This is a genomic window from Dyella sp. NPDC103356 (genome assembly GCF_055584465.1).
Window position 1 is genome coordinate 192941 of the sequence record NZ_JBVJLZ010000009.1, and the last position, 15394, is coordinate 208334.

Below are 15394 nucleotides of genomic sequence, written 5' to 3' on the forward strand. Positions count from 1 at the left end.
CTGCCACACTACCTACTAGTAGATTGGCTGCATTGCATCAGGAGGCCGCCCCATGACCTAGTTGCAACAGTTCTACTTTCTTCGAGCTGGCGTAGCCGTTTAATGGATTTCGCTCGTCGTGATTAGGACCCATCGGGATTGCCACTCTTAGGCACGCTGCTTGCGTTCTATCCGGGTAGGGGGCTTTACAAATTGTCTCGATGCACGGCAAAGCGGTGGCCTTGCGTTGCCACCATGGCTTCCGGCACTGCAGGTCGGACCTCAGTCCATCTGGATGGTCGTGAGGCACCCCAGGCATGTCACCATATCGCTCCAACCCTGGTCATTCGCTACAGAGATCGACCGCTGTTGCCGCTTCGGCTGAGTTACTGTTTCTAATCGACGTGGCGTCGATTCCAGGCACCTGAGGCCGTCTTTCTTTGAATACATCGTATCGACTGCGTGAGATTTTCTGGTTCTTGTTTTGGCTCGTGGTGTTCACCACACCGGTGTCTCTCTTCGAAATCTATTTGAAGGCCGAACCGCCGATGATGTCCCGCATCGTCATGTGGTGTCCGGCCGCTGCCACGTTGGTCACGTGTCTGATGTGTGGGGTCAGCGTGCGCTCGCTAGGTTGGGCCTGGCCCAAACGCGTCTTCACCGCATGGGGCTATGGCTTCGCCTGGCTGTATGCCATCCCTGTCTATCTGCTGACCTGGATGATTGTCCCAAATGCGTTTCAATGGGGACAGTTCGCGGCTCCTTTCGCCAACACCTTTCACATCAGCCAACACACCAGCGCTTTCGCAGCACTCTTTGGCATCCCCTCCACCATGATCTTCATCGTGATCGGGACCATGGCCTGGGCACTGGGAGAGGAATTGGGCTGGCGAGGCTTCTTGGTTCCTCGCCTCTATGAGCGCCTTGGCCTGGTCAAGACTAGCCTGATCAGCGGACTAATCTGGGCGGTTTGGCATTACCCGGTCTTGCTAGGCGCTGACTACAACGCGGGCACACAACCAGCGTATGCAGTGGCGTGTTTCACTGTGATGGTCATCGGAATGGCGTTTCTGATGACTTGGCTGCGCATGGCATCGGGCAGCATTTGGCCCTGCGTGTTGTTGCATGCCACCCACAACACCCTCGTCCAGGGCGTGCTCGACGCCATGACCGCGCGCACGGGCACCGCCCCTTACATCACGACGGAATTTGGCTGTGGAATGGCGCTCACTATATTGCTGATTCTGGGCGCGGGGGCTGTTTTAGCCCGACGCCGGCGCGTCGTCTAGATCTGGGATGCGATATCTGGGACAGGATTAATTAAATCTTCTTAATCAACCCGTCCCCTTAAGCTCGTCGTACTCGCATTAAGTAAGGGCAGGCGATAAGCGATCGTTATCAGGGGTAGAGAAGGAGCTATCTTCCGCCGTAGACAAAGGTCCGCTCCCGACGGCGGCCGCAACCCAATGCGGACATAAAGGGCCGGGTATTGGCGTTCGCACGCTGCAGGATTCCCATCACCTGATCCTGTCGTGGCGTACAGCGCAGCTCCCCTTGGTGGACATACAGCGAATCAGTGCAGGTATGAAACGTATCAGCGCAAGCACCATCACTACGATGGCGACAGCGCCGGATATCGACAGAATCATGCGGTCACCATGTGCCTGATACCAGGCCAGGGCGATCAGAGCACAGGCGGCGACAAGACCGAAAAGAATGGATGCGATGCGTGCGTTCGACATGGGTTCCTCCAAGTGTGGATGCCGGATCGACCTGTGTTGATCTTGATCCGTCGGAACCAAAGTCGCGGCTACGTGGGATTTCTTACAGACTTTCTTCCAGCGACTTCAGTTTTCCGGTGAGTTCCAGCAGTTGGCGCCGTCTGATGCGCGCCAGCACGAGTCCCGAGATGATCATGGCGACCAGGGCTATCAGACCGACGATCGTTTGCATCAGCGTCAGATTGGATTGGGCCATATGCTCACTCGGCGCCGCCCCTGGTGCCAGAACCCTCGTCAGAGCTGCACCCGTCACTGCACCCATGGGAGTTCCCAGGTAAAGACAGCGCGCCTGGAAGAGTCCCCGCTTTGCCCGGGTGACCATGCGCTTGAGAAGGCTGACCGTATCGAGATCGAGCGGATCCACGGAGCGGCAGCGCACGCGCTGATACCCGATCGCACCGGCAACGAAGGCGATCCACAACACGCTGATCAGCCCGTGGGTACCGGATCGTCCGGTGGCCTCCTCGAAAATAAAAAACAATGCAATGCCACAGAGAATGATAGTGAGGATTCGGCTGTGCCACCGCTGCGCTTTCTGCAGCCGCTGCAGGTCTTGCAGGAGCTGCCCGGTGTCCGGTTTGGGCGCGGATTGCCAAAGCGTGGCGAAAGGATCAGTTTGCGATGGTTCGCTCATGTCTAGGCTCCGAAGTTCAGCCGGATGAAAGTTTTGGCGCGATGCAGTCGCACCGACGTGTTGCTTTCACTGATGCCGAGGATCGTTGCGATCTCCTTGATTGGTATCTCCTCGAGATAGAGGCCGGCGACGGCCTTTAAAGGCTCTGGCAATTGACGTATCACCTCGGTCAGGCGCGCCAGTTGCCTGGCGTGATCGGTGGCCTCGTCGACAGGCATGGACATATCCGCAATGCCGTCACCCAGGGGTTCGTCCTTGCGTACGAGTGCGCGACGCACATGGGTGACACAAATGTTCTGGGTGATACGGGCGATATAGGGTTTGAGCATCGACGGATTGTCCAGGCGAGGTAGCGCCTGCCAGACCGCCAGCCAGACTTCCTGCACGAGATCGTCGATCCGGTCGGGATGGCGCTCATAGACCGTCGCAATGCGGCGGACCATGCCGGCGTGCTTATCGACGATCTCTTCGAGGCTCAACACGGCGTTGGTATCCCATCCCTTTGGGGGCCTTAGTCGCTTGAACGGGAATCTTCTTACAAGGCAGGCAATAAAAAAAATCGCGGCCCGTGCTGTAAGACCCGTGTCTGGCCCTCGACTACCAGTCTGACGCCAACCCGGCGTTCTTGCAGAGGGGTATGACCTTGAAAACGCATGGGACGAAACGATCGGTGGCGAAACGCATGTTTGCCGTCGGAAGCCTGTTGGCTCTGGTGGTCGGTGCGGTTTCGGCCGAAGACGCAGCAGGTGATTGGGGTGGCCTCCTGGCTGGCCAGTACCACATCGTGGTGCACGTAACCAAAGAGGGGGCAGGCCACTACAAGGCGGCGCTTGAAAGTCTCGATCAGGGAAGCGTTGTTCTGCCCGCCGATGATGTCGTAACCGATGCCGACCATTTGAGCTTCACCATCCCAAGGATCAGTGCCACCTATACGGGACACTGGGACGCCGGCAAAAAGGGCTGGGTCGGGACGTGGACACAGGGCGTCATCATGTCGCTATCCCTGACCCGGATGACTGGCCAGACGTCGGGTGCCGCACCTCCGAAGCGTCCACAGGAAGAAGCCATTGCCGCCGGCACCCGTCCTTACCGGCAGCAGGAGGTCACCTTCGACAACGCATCGGCGGGGATAAGGCTGGCCGGCACGCTCAGCGTGCCCGACGGTACCGGCCCCTTTCCGGCCGTCGTGCTGATCGGAGGGACCGGGCCGGGAACGCGTGACGAAAACAGTTTCGGCCACAAACTGTTCGTTGTCCTCGCCGATGCTCTCAATCGTCGCGGCATAGCCGTGTTGCGCTATGACAAACGAGGTGTTGGTGGTTCGGGTGGTGACTTTGCCACGGCGACGATCCCCGACTTTGCCTCCGATGCCGAAGCGGCCATGACCTTTCTTATGTCGCGCCCTGAGATCGGGGCGAAGCATATCGGCCTTATCGGCCACTCGGAGGGCGGTGCCATCGCCCCCATGATCGCCGTTCGCAATCCGGCAGCGCGATTCGCTGTACTTATGGCCGGTCCGGGCATGCGCATCGGCAGGCTTTTGAACGTACAAGACGCCCGAATTGCCAGGGCATCCGGTGTTCCCGAAGAACAGATTGCAAAGCGAAGCGCTTTTTTCAACAAACTCTATGCCGATCTTGCGACTACGGCCAGCAACACGGCAGCGTTGTCAGTTGCCAACACGGACATTGCGCAGGGAGTCACTGACAAGCTCATCCGACCCGAAAATGCGGACACGCTTGCCCATCAGGTCACCAGCCCCTGGGCGCGGCAGGCCTTCAACTACGATCCCATCCCGACCCTTCGCGCCCTCCTGGTGCCGGTCCTTGTCCTCGATGGCAGCCTCGATCTCTTCGTACCACCCGAAGACAATCTGCCTGCCATCAAGGCGGCTCTGAAGGGCAATCCAGGTGCGACGATTGTCGAACTCCCGAACGTCAACCACATGTTTCAGACGGCCAACATCGGGACGCCAGCGGAATCGGCCAGCATTGAGGAAACCATGTCGCCGATTGCCCTGAAAATGATTACTGACTGGGTGGCGATGCACGGTTCTTGACGATAGGAGGGCTTTCAGTGAGATCAACTCTCACTGAAAGCCCTCGCAATCGGTTGATTTGCTCGCCGCACGAATGTCGGACTGGCTGAATCGGCATGAGTTCTGGACACCCACCGGCATGAGTTCTGGACACCCACAATCTCGATCACTAAGCGCTGCCAGCCGCACGAACCGGCGAGCGATTCAGCGCCATCGGACTGGGAGAGGGAGGACGAACAGGACTCATGTATTCCATTGAATAATGAGTATCCCGCCTCAGCTCCAGTCCTTGGGAGCAGGGCAGGCCAACAACGCTGCCGAATAGTGGGTGTCCCAAACTTGGTCCCAAACTTGGCGGTTAAGCTCGTCATGCGCGCATTAAGTAAGGGCAGGCGATAAGCGATCGTTATCGGGGGTAGGTGCCGGGCGTCAGCGGATAACGCCGTGTAGTCGAAACAGACGAGCAAAGAAGTCGAGGACCGTTGCAGGTGCCTGCTCATCCATCAGTTGCAATGCGCCGAATCGGTAGACCTCGTACCCCGACAGACGCATATCACGATCAGCTTCGACCATCCGCGCGTAGCGCTTCGGGTCGGCTTTCCCATTGTCCGAATAGTGCTGCTGCCCGTCGACTTCAACCACTACGCGTACGTTGTTGGGCATGAGCAGCAAGAAGTCCATTCGGGAGTGAAGTAAAGCATCTCGACCTCTCATCCGAATGGTCTTGGGATCCCAGTGCAACCAGACCTCGGGTAAGAGTGCCGGGAGATGCGGCGAGTCCGCTTTGAATCCGTTATAGAAGCCATCGAATAGCGCCAGTTGGGGTGGCGACGAGTTCGGAAGGCTCGCGCGCAAGCGTCGGTAGAGCGTTTTCTTTGCGCGGTCGTTATCACCGATTTGCTGGTTTTCCTTCCACCAGGCTTGTAGGTCACACCATCGCAAGCCGTTGTACCCGATGGGGCGATCGTAGATCAGCACTTGGTCAGCGCCGGTAACGATTTCGACCTCATTGTCGATGGCATCTCGGAACCTCAGATCCGGCTTGACCGATGACCCAAAGATCAGATTCTTGGGGCGCCCACGTGGTGTCGCATGGATTGAAACCACCACGAACGTCGGATAGCCACCTTCGCTCCCGGCCTCCTGAAGCTCAAGACCCAGTTTCTTTAGCGGGCCATTAACCAGTTCAACGAAGCGACGCTGCTCGTCTTCATCGGGTCTGACATCGGGCGACGCCAGTCCCTCCAGGAACAGCGCAAAGCGATGATCCGAGGCCTCGTATGCGCCGAGATGGTTGAAGAGTTCGACACCAGACCAGTCGGGGTTACGATGGATATGCTGCTCAATCTCTCCCCGCAAACTCCGATCTGGGAGACCAAACATGGTAGAGACTGCTTGGATCGGATCATCACCAAGCACCCAGAGATCGGTCAGTAGCGTGTCGAACGAGCTGGCATCAATAAAGAGGTCAGAATGACCTAGTGCTTCCGCAATCTCTCGGCGGGTTCGCTTGGGGATATCTGGATAACCAGAGTTGACCCATAGCGCATCCTGCAACGCATTGCGATCTGATGCGCGTAGGGGAAACGTAGAAAGCAATTGCTGGGCCAGTTCTTCTGCCTGATCATCCGTGATTCCACCAACGGCTTCTGCTGAGCGTTCGGCCTTGGTCTTCGCCGTATCAGGAACGGGTAATCCTATTTTCTGGCAAGTAGCTGAAATTCCATTATGCGTGCAAAAGCCAAATTGGTGGTGCAGTACCTTGCGTACAACGCTTCCAAGACGCTCCAGATCCATCCGTTTTCCTTTCGCATAGTGACGCCGAGCCATTTTGCCGCGACAAGCCGGGACCAGTCTATGACGGCCAACAGAGTAGGGTGATTAGGGCTGGTTATCGGGGGTAGGGGAGGGCTACTTCCGACCCAAGGCGGCCCGCGGATACTCAAGCCAACCGGTGCTTCGCGCTGTGGATCAAAATCGAAATACAGCAGGCCAATTGATTCGATGGCTTACGCGTGAGACCTTAGCTTTCAGCCCGCTACGAATCGCGGAAGGGGAGCACGGAGCGAAATGATTCTCACGGATAATGAGACTAAAGTTGATCTCCTCAACAACGAGGCGATCGCCAAGACTATTATCGAGCTGCTGCGCGAAAAGCCTGAGCGCGCCGTGACGATCGGTGTTCACGGTGACTGGGGCGCCGGCAAATCCAGCATCCTGGAGATGATCGAAAATGGCCTTGCTTCAGACAAGGACGTGCTCTGCATCAAATTCAACGGGTGGCGTTTTCAAGGATTCGAAGACGCGAAGATCGCGCTGATCGAGGGCATCGTTACCGGCCTTATCGAAAAACGACCGTTGCTCACCCAAGCCGGCATAGCCATCAAAGACATCTTCCGGCGGATCGACTGGCTAAAAATCGCGCGGCACGGAGGCGGTCTCGCATTCACCGCGTTCACGGGCATCCCCACTGCCGATCAGATGGGCGCGGTGGTTGGCGCCTTGAAGGGGATTTTCTCCGATCCCTCGAAACTTGCGACGAAGGAGAACTATGACAAAGCTATCGACGGTGTGCAGGGTTTGCTCAAACCCGGAGAGTCAAAAAATGTTCCGGAAGAGATCGAGGCGTTCCGGAAAGCTTTTGACGACCTACTCAAGCAGGCAGGCATTAAACAACTGATCGTCCTCATCGACGACCTCGACCGCTGCCTGCCGGACACTGCTATCGAAACGCTCGAAGCCGTCCGGTTGTTCGTCTTCACCGCCCGCACCGCGTTCATCGTTGCCGCCGACGAAGCGATGATCGAATATTCTGTGCGCAAGCATTTCCCTGAGCTGCCGGACACGACCGGACCGCGCGACTATGCGCGGAACTATCTCGAAAAGCTGATTCAAATCCCATTCCGTATCCCGGCTTTGGGCGAGACCGAAACCCGCATCTACGTTACCCTGTTGCTCATCGGCGCCGAGCTGGGCGAGGACGATCCCGCTTACTCGGCGCTCATCACCGTCGCGCGTGAATTGCTCAAAAGGCCTTGGAAGACCGCCGGACTTGACGCGCAGACGGTCAAGACCGCCTTGGGTGAAAAGGCCGGCCAGGTCCAGAACTCGCTTACCTTGAGCGATCAGATCGGTCCGATCCTGGCCAGCGGAACTCAGGGCAATCCGCGGCAGATCAAACGCTTCCTGAACACCCTGCTGTTGCGCCATCAGACCGCGCTCGCACGCGGTTTCGGAGATGAGGTGAAACTGCCCGTCTTGGCGAAGCTGATGCTGGCCGAACGGTTCCTCTCAAGATTATTCGACCAGATCGCCAACGCCGCCGCCCGTGACCCGGACGGCCGTTGCGTAGATTTGGCGGCGCTCGAAACCGCCGCGTCGGATGAGAAGCCTGCCCGCAAGGTGAAGCGGGCCGGGGCGAAGGACAGTTCCATCGATGGTGCCAAGCCGACCGCCGTGCGGGACTCCAAGGACAGCGCCGTCCTGACGGAGTGGAAGGCGGCCGACGCGATACGGGCCTGGGCGCGGTTGTCACCGGCCTTGGCTGAAGTCGATCTACGCCCCTATCTGTTCGTGACCAAGGATCGCAAGGACTATTTCGGAGCGGCGTCGGTTCTCGGGCGGCTCGCCGCGGTAGTCGAAAAGCTGCTCGGCCCGAAACTCGCTGTCCAGGCGTTCGAGGGTGAACTCAAGCAGCTCGTTCCGGCCGAAGCCGCGCAGGTCTTCGAGGAGTTGCGCGGCCGTGTCATGGGCGGAGACGCCTTTGATACCGTCCCGCCAGGCGTAGATGGACTCGCCGTGCTGGTTCGCGCGCATTCGACACTGCAAGCCAATCTCCTTGACCTGCTCGAAGCCCTGCCATCCGATCGGTGCGGTCCGTGGCCAGCGTCGGGTTGGGAGGGCGTCATCAAGGATTCCGACGCCGTGGCGCGCTTCGAGAATCTACTCCAACGGTGGTCTACCGCCGGTTCGGCCTTCTTGAAGCCGACGGCGAGCGCTGCTCTTCGCACGCGGAAGGGTGGTCGCTGATGGGCACCTCGAACGCATATGGAGGAGCAGGCGGCGGCACACCGCTCATCCCGAGTTGGTTGCAGGGTGATGGCGACGGTGGGGCCGGCACGGGCGATGGTGACGGAACACAGTCCACGCCGCCTGATGGATCGTCTCCTGCGGTTCCTCCCGCGCCGGCGCCCCGGCCGACCGCGCCGGCAGGAGCGTCGGATCGCTTCACATCGGCCAGAAACAATTTCACGCGCTTCGCAAGTTCGGGCGGAAGCGACCGTCGGAGCCTCGGCCGCGCTGTCTCGCAATATGTGTCCAGATCGGCGGGCGGTTCGCGCCAAGCTGCGCAACGGATGGGTTCATCGCGGGGTGCTGGCGCTGGACTTGTCCGATTCCTCACCGACGCCAGCGCGAATGGCGTTCGAGAGGCACTACGAACGCTCAACCTCGAAAGCCTCGCTGGGAGGCCAATCGAGGAGGTGTTCGCGGGGCTCGCTGATTACATTTGCCCTGAAGGCGGGTCGATCGACGAGGGGATCGCGCGAGACGCCTTCGTCGAGACCATCGCCGATCTCGCCGGCGCCGGCATTACCGACATCGACGCGCTGACACCGGGTCAGATCCAAACCGTCTTCGAGCTATATGCGACACACGCGATCGAAGCGCGCATCTGCAACGACATTGGCACTAAGGTTGTGACTTTACCTGCCGACCCACGCTCGGCCGAGAGAGTTCAGGCGCAACTGCGTGATTTCATCCAGCGTGGGGTCAGCGACGCGATCAACGCCGCGGGTATCAACATCCAGTCGCTGACCCCTGATGCGGTGATGGGCTTCGTGACCAACGTATATCAATCCGCCTTCGACGTATTGCAGACGATTGGCGATAGGGAGGCAGCGAAATGAGGCGCCATGTAATCATCGGCCGTTTCGGGCCGGACGATAAGACCCGCGTCCCCAAGGCGCGCGACGAGGTCGCATCGACCTTGCAGTTGGTTGCGGGCAAGCGTCTCGATCATGGGATCGGCCATGCCTTGGCCGACCTCAAAGCTTTGCATCTGACACCGAGCGAGATCGGCGCGGACATACTGGTGGTTGCTGCCCATGTTCATGCTGCGGATACCCGCATCTCTCGCTCGACCGAATCGCAGGATGCCTGGACTCGCGAAATTCGACTGGTCATTCCGGTGAGCGATCCAGTGCGATGGACCTCCGCCGCGCCCATCCTGGTTCGTGCACTGAACTTCCTAACCGGCGATCGATGGGATGTTGGATTCCGCAAGCGGGCCAAAGATTACGCGAAGCTGATTCCCAACGCGGCTCCATCGCTCATTCCCGTGCAGTTCGATGGTGTGAGTTTGTTTTCTGGTGGCTTGGACAGTCTGATCGGCGCGATCGACAGCTTGAACGCCGGTGAGAATCCGCTCCTGGTCAGCCATGCGGGCGAAGGGCTGGTGAGCAAGTCGCAAGACCAGTGCTTCGAAGGTTTGAAAGCCGCTTACAAATCATCCGTATTTGATCGACTCCGGGTGTGGATGAGTTTCGAGAGCGGGCTCGTCGAGGATGTCGGATCGGAGGACACCACACGCGGCCGCTCGTTCCTATTCTTTTCCCTAGGGATCGCCGCTGGCACTGCGCTCGGGCGCAACTTCGTGCTCAAGGTTCCGGAAAACGGATTGATTGCACTCAACGTGCCTCTCGATAGGCTCCGGCTCGGCGCGCTCAGCACCCGAACCACGCACCCGTTTTACATGGCCAGGTGGAACGATTTGCTCCACGCGCTCGGAGTCGGAGGGAAGGTCGAAAATCCGTATTGGAACAAGACCAAAGGGGAGATGGTTGCCCAATGTGCCAATCCAGTACTGTTGAAGCAGCTCGCCCCACTATCCCTATCGTGTTCGTCACCAGCGAAGGGCCGCTGGACCAAAAAGCCGCAGGGGCACTGTGGATACTGCCTGCCATGTCTTATTCGGCGTTCATCTCTGCGAGGCAACGATTCGACATCATATGGTGTGCCCGACCTGAAGGCTGCCGTATTGGACACCAGGCAGGCAGAAGGTCAGCAGGTCCGATCCTTCCAGATCGCGATCGCGCGGCTATCCAAGCGCCCGGAACTTGCCAAGGCCCTCATCCACAAGCCAGGGCCACTCTATGATGATCCCTCCCGCTACGACGACCTTGCCGATGTTTATCGCCGCGGTTTGGAGGAGGTTGGACGCCTGCTGACTGGCGTTCGCGCCGGACCGTTATAAGAGACACCATGCGACCTGGTCTCGTCGATTTTCATTGCCACCTCGATCTCTATCCCGACCATGCTGCCGCTGTGGAGCGTTGCGAGCGCGATGGCGTGTTCACCCTCACCGTGACCACCACGCCCAAGGCTTGGCTGCGGAACCACGATCTGGCATCTGCCACCCGTCATGTTCGTGCGGCACTCGGCCTGCATCCTCAATTAGTCGCCGAACGCGCTCATGAGATTGGGCTATGGGAGGAATTGCTGCCGCAAACGCGCTATGTGGGTGAGGTCGGGCTTGACGCCAGCCCACGATTCTACAAGTCGTTCGAAATGCAAAAGGAGATTTTTGCTCGTGTATTGTCACTCTGCGCGGCGGCGGGAAACAAAATTGTCACAACGCATAGCGTCAGGGCGACCAAAGCCGTGCTCGACATGATGGAGCAATACATGCCACCTACGCGCGGTCGTGTGGTGCTTCATTGGTTCACCGGCACCGCAGCGGAAGCCAAGAGAGCGGTAGATCTCGGCTGCTATTTTTCGGTGAACGCGGAGATGCTTGCCAATGAAAAGCGCGCCGCGATAACCAAGGCGCTGCCGTTGGATCGTGTTCTGACGGAAACAGATGGGCCGTTCACCCAGACCGATGCCCGTCCAACCACACCGAGCGATGTCTGGATTGCCGTGGAAGGTTTGGCGCGTTTGCACGGAATGCCACCGGCTGACATATCCGCCACCATCTTGCGGAACCTGAAAAGCCTGCTAGTAGAGCAGGATTAAATTACGCGCTGCACCGAATGCTCGTCCTGGTGGGCGGGCATCGTGCGCATGCGGTTTTCAACGTCTCTTGCGCGGATAGATTCGTCTATCCGATCACGTAATAGCAGTTCCTAGGCCCAGGGAATCCTCTCCAAAATCCGGGTAGGAAGGGCATAGTTTCAAACGTCGGCTTCTGGCCGATTTCGGACCCAGGGCAGGGCGATTAGTCGGTGTTATCGGGGGTAGGGTGGCGCTCTGTACCGTCGCCCCTCACCAATGCCGCGGCGGGCGTGGGTTCGCAGCCAATGAGACCTCAGTTGCCTAGTGTGGCCAGTGAGTATCGTGCTCGAATCGGAACGGCCCAGCACGGTCGCCGCGCACGACATCTACCTGGTCCGGCTCATCGAGCCCCACGTGACAGAGTCCTTCGCCACGTTGGTACACGGGCGTGAGGACAAATATGGGGCACCTGACGATCACAACAGCAGCGTGATCACGAAACTGCTTCAGTGCCACCACGACGGTGATCAGATTGACTATTTGGCCATCGGCACGATGATGAGCCTTGACTACAAGCAGCTCATTGATGCTGACAACAAAGGCCTGTAACAGCTTTCGGGTGCAGTGCGCCCGTTGAGCACGTCATGCTGCCGAACAAACTCCGCACTGCTCGTGCGCATTTGGAGCTGATTCGAAATGACCCATCCCCCACTGCCCGCAGGCCTGACGCCGCAACAACTGGCTACGTTCGGCGCGATCCGCGATAAGTACGCCGGCATGTCGGTGCCAGCCTTGGGCAAGTGGCGAGCGATGTCGGACGACGATATCTGGTTGCGTGTGGTCAGCCAGGTAGTGGTGGTCGGTAAGGAAGCGCCGGCACATCATCTGCGGCAACAAGACGTTCGTGACCGGCTGGCCTACGCAAGGTTGATCGCCATGTCGCCGCGCGCTGCGGCCAAAGCGATTGGTGGTGTGCTGGCCAGCATCGGAACCAGGTACGTCGGGGCCCGCGCCCCCGAAAGCACCGACAAGGTAAAGGCGCTGGTGAAGAACTTGCAGGTGCTCAAAGACTATCCGCGAGGTCCTCGTGGATTTGTTCGGCATTTGGCCGCAATGCACACCAGCCCCGAGCGCGTCGCCTACATCGGGAAACACTTCGGTTTCATGAAAGAGAAGGGTGCGCGAGATTTCCTCACGACAGGCCTGGGAATGGCATCCGACGTTATCGCACTCGACAGCCGGGTCATGAGAATCGCGACCCGCATCGTTCCCGATTTGCCGCGCAAGGTGACCGCCAAGAACTATGGCGCGATCGAGGCATTCCTGATCGAGCACGTGTGCACGCCGCTGGGTCTGTCCGCCGTGCAGTTCGATCAGATTCTTTTCCACAGGCAGGCCGCGATCGAGGGTTATCTGCTGCACGGGTCCTTTCCGGAGGATGCCTTGAACCTAGCCGAGCTGAGTTTGTCCGAACTGCAGACGTGGCAATCGCGTATCGCGGCAGAGATCCAGCGTCGACAGGCGGTTGCCGCGTGACCTCGCAAAGTGCGCTCAGCGCCCGATGCTAACCCACGACCGTCGGCAAGGCCCGGTACCAGTCGCCGATGCCGATGATGCGGCCCTCGCGATAGTGCAGGTAGTGGACGGGAATGCCGAAGCGCTCGCGCATGGTAGCCAGGTACGCGCGGTCCCTCGCGCTGGCGACACCGGGCCCGACGATCAGCAGGGTGTCGCACCGCGTGGTGGTGGGCCAGTAGGCGTATTCCATTAGCTGACCGAATGCTTCCCGAATCACCTCGGTGGGCGTGCCGCGCGGCTTCAGTTCGATGAAGACCGTACGGTCCGACGCCTTCAGGCGGATATCGACGCGATTGCGGCCCAGCCTGAACTCCCGCCTCGGCTTCACTTCTGCCGGCAGATCCACACGAAGGGTCCGCATCAGCGCGTTCTGCCATTGGGTCTGGATGAGCCTCACATCGCCGCCACCCGATGGCGCGCGGGTCGCGGTCGTCGCTCCGTCGGTGTCATCCGATTCCTCGTCGGACTCGTCTGGCTCACCGGGCTCGCTGTAGGCATCCGTATTGGCGTCGACGTCGGTGAGGTGCTCCCAGGCGGGAGGGACGAGCTGCAGAATCCCGTAGTAATCCGCCGGCACATCTTCAGCTGGGAAAGGAATGGGTGGGTCAAACATGCGGAGCGCGTCGGGACGGAAGCGGACGTTGAACAGCTCCGTACGACCGGTATCCGTGACGGCGGCCTTGTCCAGGCCAAGCGCTTCGACCTGCTGCTCCATCATGCGCAGCCAGCCCTCGCGTTTGAATTCGCGCGCCACGCGCACGGCTTCGCGTTCGGTCATGGTCTGCACGCCATCAATCGCGCCGGCCCAGTAGCGCTGACCGGTGGTTCCATCGATCGCGTACAACAACAGAGCCAGACGCTTGCTGGCGTAGGCATCGTGGTTGGCGTTCATGGGCTGGATGAAGGCGTGCTTGTACCCACACACCAGCGTGGATAGATCGCCGATCCATTCTTCGTGGCCAAACCCGTGCTTGCGTTCGAAGGTGTCTTTGGAGCGAGCCTTGCCAAGGGGCCCGGACGGGCGCGTCCACATGTGCGTGTTCCAGCAGATGCGCGCTACGCGATATTCGAGCGCGCGCGCCTCGGCACCGGTTTCGTCGAGCAGCGCTAGGTACAACGGATAGATCAGGTTAAGCACGGTCACTGCGCGGCTGATAACTTCCGGCCCGATGCCGTCCACGCCGACCGGCACGCCCTCTCCGAAGAAGATGAAGACACCTTCGTGAATCTGCGCGTCGGAAATCGTGCGCACGGGGCCCACCGGCACACGCTGCCGAGCCTCGGGCAGGCGTTTGTCCACGTACCACATCTCCAGGCCTGCCAAGGCGGGGTACTGGGAGAGGATGGCGTTGAACCGATGAATGATGGGCGTGAGCACCTCGACCGGGTTCTCGTAGTACGGGCCTCGCTCGATGGAGAAGGCGGCGCCGTAGCGAAAGTGCGTGCGCTCCTTCTCGAAGCCGATGTTGAGCTGCAGCTCGCGGCGACCGCCCCAGTGGTAGGCGTACCCCGAGCGCGGGCCGTCCTCGTCGTGGATCTCCTCGAACAGGGATTCACGACTGCCGGGTACTTGCCGGATCTCCGCTCGATCTTCGTAGAAGTGCGCGAGCGGCGTTCCGACGCGTGCGAAGTCGATCGCGGCGGCAATGTCCCTGATGTTCTCCATCCCTGTTCCCCTCGGTAGCCAAGATGGCAGGTTCGCGTGCAAAAAAGGCTTTCCTGTTGAGCATGGAACGCTAAGCGGCCAACTGCCCGTGTTTCTCCAAAAGTCGCATCAAGACGGAGTTGGCATGGGTAAAGTTGGCGAGCTGACCCTGAAGCTGGTAGGCCCATTTTTCGCCATGGAACAGGTTGTTGCGAAACCGCCAAACAATCATCACCACAGTGAGAAGCTGATCGCGCGAATCGTTATTGCTGCCGTCGAGAACTGACTGAACGACAGCTGGTTGGTCGGCGGGGCGCAGATGCAAGTGCGGGAAGTGATGAGTGAAGGCGCCGTTGTCAAAATAGCGCTGCCGGAAGTAGGCCAGCTCCGGGGCGTACTGGTCGGCTTCGAGCGTTCCGGCGTCACGCCATTCATCAACCTTTGCGCAGATCAGGTCGGCGCGCGCGAACTTGCCCATGACCTGGCCTTCAAACAGGCTCCACAGGAAGGTGAAGTTGAAGATTGCGGTGCGATCTGATTCGGGCAGCGCCTGAAATCCAGGCGCTTTTGCCAATAACCATTGCATGCTCATTCGGTGCCAGTTCCTTACTGTCTTTCACTCTGGGAATAAGGGGTCAGAAACATGGGAATAAGGGGTCAGAATGGATCACCCCTGATTTCTCGGACACCTAAAAGCGAGGACAATCCTCGCACGGAGGTGTTCGATGGAAAAGCGCCAGCGATTC

The 15394-nt window shown here is 59.3% G+C and carries 14 protein-coding genes; 8 read left to right on the forward strand and 6 right to left on the reverse strand.

Going from position 1 to position 15394, the window contains the following annotated elements; all coding sequences use genetic code 11:
* The first annotated feature begins 419 nt into the window (after positions 1–419).
* Positions 420–1268 (forward strand): lysostaphin resistance A-like protein, encoded by an 849-nt coding sequence (locus ACZ6WW_RS19400; protein ID WP_465275659.1) that lies wholly within the window; start codon positions 420–422, stop codon positions 1266–1268.
* A gap of 228 nt (positions 1269–1496) precedes the next feature.
* On the opposite strand, the gene ACZ6WW_RS19405 is transcribed toward ACZ6WW_RS19400, so the two are convergent.
* The 3 genes from ACZ6WW_RS19405 to ACZ6WW_RS19415 all read right to left on the reverse strand — a co-directional run bounded on the left by ACZ6WW_RS19405 (position 1497) and on the right by ACZ6WW_RS19415 (position 2876).
* Positions 1497–1721: a hypothetical protein gene (locus tag ACZ6WW_RS19405; RefSeq protein WP_465275660.1), complete on the reverse strand. Its 225-nt coding sequence runs from the start codon at positions 1719–1721 to the stop codon at positions 1497–1499.
* 82 nt (positions 1722–1803) lie between these two features.
* Positions 1804–2394 carry a hypothetical protein gene (locus tag ACZ6WW_RS19410; RefSeq protein WP_465275661.1) on the reverse strand — a complete coding sequence of 197 codons (591 nt, stop codon included), beginning with the start codon at positions 2392–2394 and terminating at the stop codon, positions 1804–1806.
* Between the two features lie 2 nt (positions 2395–2396).
* Positions 2397–2876 (reverse strand): RNA polymerase sigma factor, encoded by a 480-nt coding sequence (locus ACZ6WW_RS19415; protein WP_465275662.1) that lies wholly within the window; start codon positions 2874–2876, stop codon positions 2397–2399.
* Between the two features lie 155 nt (positions 2877–3031).
* Here ACZ6WW_RS19415 and ACZ6WW_RS19420 point away from each other — a divergent pair, with 155 nt between their 5' ends.
* On the forward strand, positions 3032–4453 hold the full coding sequence (locus ACZ6WW_RS19420; protein WP_465275663.1) for an alpha/beta hydrolase family protein: 1422 nt from the start codon (positions 3032–3034) through the stop codon (positions 4451–4453).
* A gap of 408 nt (positions 4454–4861) precedes the next feature.
* Here the strand turns inward: ACZ6WW_RS19420 and ACZ6WW_RS19425 are convergent, their stop codons facing one another.
* Positions 4862–6229: an AbiJ-related protein gene (locus tag ACZ6WW_RS19425; RefSeq protein ID WP_465275664.1), complete on the reverse strand. Its 1368-nt coding sequence runs from the start codon at positions 6227–6229 to the stop codon at positions 4862–4864.
* Between the two features lie 273 nt (positions 6230–6502).
* Here ACZ6WW_RS19425 and qatA point away from each other — a divergent pair, with 273 nt between their 5' ends.
* The 6 genes from qatA to ACZ6WW_RS19455 all read left to right on the forward strand — a co-directional run bounded on the left by qatA (position 6503) and on the right by ACZ6WW_RS19455 (position 12961).
* Positions 6503–8461: a Qat anti-phage system ATPase QatA gene (gene qatA / locus ACZ6WW_RS19430; RefSeq protein ID WP_465275665.1), complete on the forward strand. Its 1959-nt coding sequence runs from the start codon at positions 6503–6505 to the stop codon at positions 8459–8461.
* Positions 8461–9339 carry a Qat anti-phage system associated protein QatB gene (gene qatB, locus ACZ6WW_RS19435; protein WP_465275666.1) on the forward strand — a complete coding sequence of 293 codons (879 nt, stop codon included), beginning with the start codon at positions 8461–8463 and terminating at the stop codon, positions 9337–9339. The genes qatA and qatB overlap by 1 nt, the downstream gene beginning before the upstream one ends.
* Positions 9336–10685, forward strand: coding sequence for a Qat anti-phage system QueC-like protein QatC (gene qatC, locus ACZ6WW_RS19440; protein WP_465275667.1), 1350 nt, complete (start codon positions 9336–9338; stop codon positions 10683–10685). Before qatB ends, qatC begins: the two co-directional genes overlap by 4 nt.
* Positions 10686–10693: 8 nt before the next feature.
* Positions 10694–11446, forward strand: coding sequence for a Qat anti-phage system TatD family nuclease QatD (gene qatD, locus ACZ6WW_RS19445; RefSeq protein WP_465275668.1), 753 nt, complete (start codon positions 10694–10696; stop codon positions 11444–11446).
* Positions 11447–11758: 312 nt separating this feature from the next.
* Positions 11759–12034 (forward strand): hypothetical protein, encoded by a 276-nt coding sequence (locus tag ACZ6WW_RS19450; RefSeq protein WP_465275669.1) that lies wholly within the window; start codon positions 11759–11761, stop codon positions 12032–12034.
* 87 nt (positions 12035–12121) lie between these two features.
* Positions 12122–12961 carry a hypothetical protein gene (locus ACZ6WW_RS19455; protein WP_465275670.1) on the forward strand — a complete coding sequence of 280 codons (840 nt, stop codon included), beginning with the start codon at positions 12122–12124 and terminating at the stop codon, positions 12959–12961.
* 28 nt (positions 12962–12989) lie between these two features.
* Here ACZ6WW_RS19455 and ACZ6WW_RS19460 read toward each other — a convergent pair whose 3' ends face one another.
* Both ACZ6WW_RS19460 and ACZ6WW_RS19465 read right to left on the reverse strand, forming a co-directional pair.
* Positions 12990–14669 carry a hypothetical protein gene (locus ACZ6WW_RS19460; protein ID WP_465275671.1) on the reverse strand — a complete coding sequence of 560 codons (1680 nt, stop codon included), beginning with the start codon at positions 14667–14669 and terminating at the stop codon, positions 12990–12992.
* 70 nt (positions 14670–14739) lie between these two features.
* Positions 14740–15240 (reverse strand): hypothetical protein, encoded by a 501-nt coding sequence (locus tag ACZ6WW_RS19465; RefSeq protein ID WP_465275672.1) that lies wholly within the window; start codon positions 15238–15240, stop codon positions 14740–14742.
* Positions 15241–15394: the final 154 nt, after the last annotated feature.

Excerpts from the sequence above, each read along its gene's own strand:
- ACZ6WW_RS19455 (WP_465275670.1), top strand. The coding sequence starts at position 12,122 with ATGACCCATCCCCCACTGCCCGCAGGCCTGACGCCGCAACAACTGGCT.
- qatC (WP_465275667.1), top strand. The coding sequence starts at position 9,336 with ATGAGGCGCCATGTAATCATCGGCCGTTTCGGGCCGGACGATAAGACC.
- ACZ6WW_RS19425 (WP_465275664.1), bottom strand. The coding sequence starts at position 6,229 with ATGGATCTGGAGCGTCTTGGAAGCGTTGTACGCAAGGTACTGCACCAC.
- qatA (WP_465275665.1), top strand. The coding sequence starts at position 6,503 with ATGATTCTCACGGATAATGAGACTAAAGTTGATCTCCTCAACAACGAG.
- qatB (WP_465275666.1), top strand. The coding sequence starts at position 8,461 with ATGGGCACCTCGAACGCATATGGAGGAGCAGGCGGCGGCACACCGCTC.
- ACZ6WW_RS19420 (WP_465275663.1), top strand. The coding sequence starts at position 3,032 with ATGACCTTGAAAACGCATGGGACGAAACGATCGGTGGCGAAACGCATG.
- ACZ6WW_RS19405 (WP_465275660.1), bottom strand. The coding sequence starts at position 1,721 with ATGTCGAACGCACGCATCGCATCCATTCTTTTCGGTCTTGTCGCCGCC.
- ACZ6WW_RS19460 (WP_465275671.1), bottom strand. The coding sequence starts at position 14,669 with ATGGAGAACATCAGGGACATTGCCGCCGCGATCGACTTCGCACGCGTC.
- qatD (WP_465275668.1), top strand. The coding sequence starts at position 10,694 with ATGCGACCTGGTCTCGTCGATTTTCATTGCCACCTCGATCTCTATCCC.
- ACZ6WW_RS19410 (WP_465275661.1), bottom strand. The coding sequence starts at position 2,394 with ATGAGCGAACCATCGCAAACTGATCCTTTCGCCACGCTTTGGCAATCC.
- ACZ6WW_RS19465 (WP_465275672.1), bottom strand. The coding sequence starts at position 15,240 with ATGAGCATGCAATGGTTATTGGCAAAAGCGCCTGGATTTCAGGCGCTG.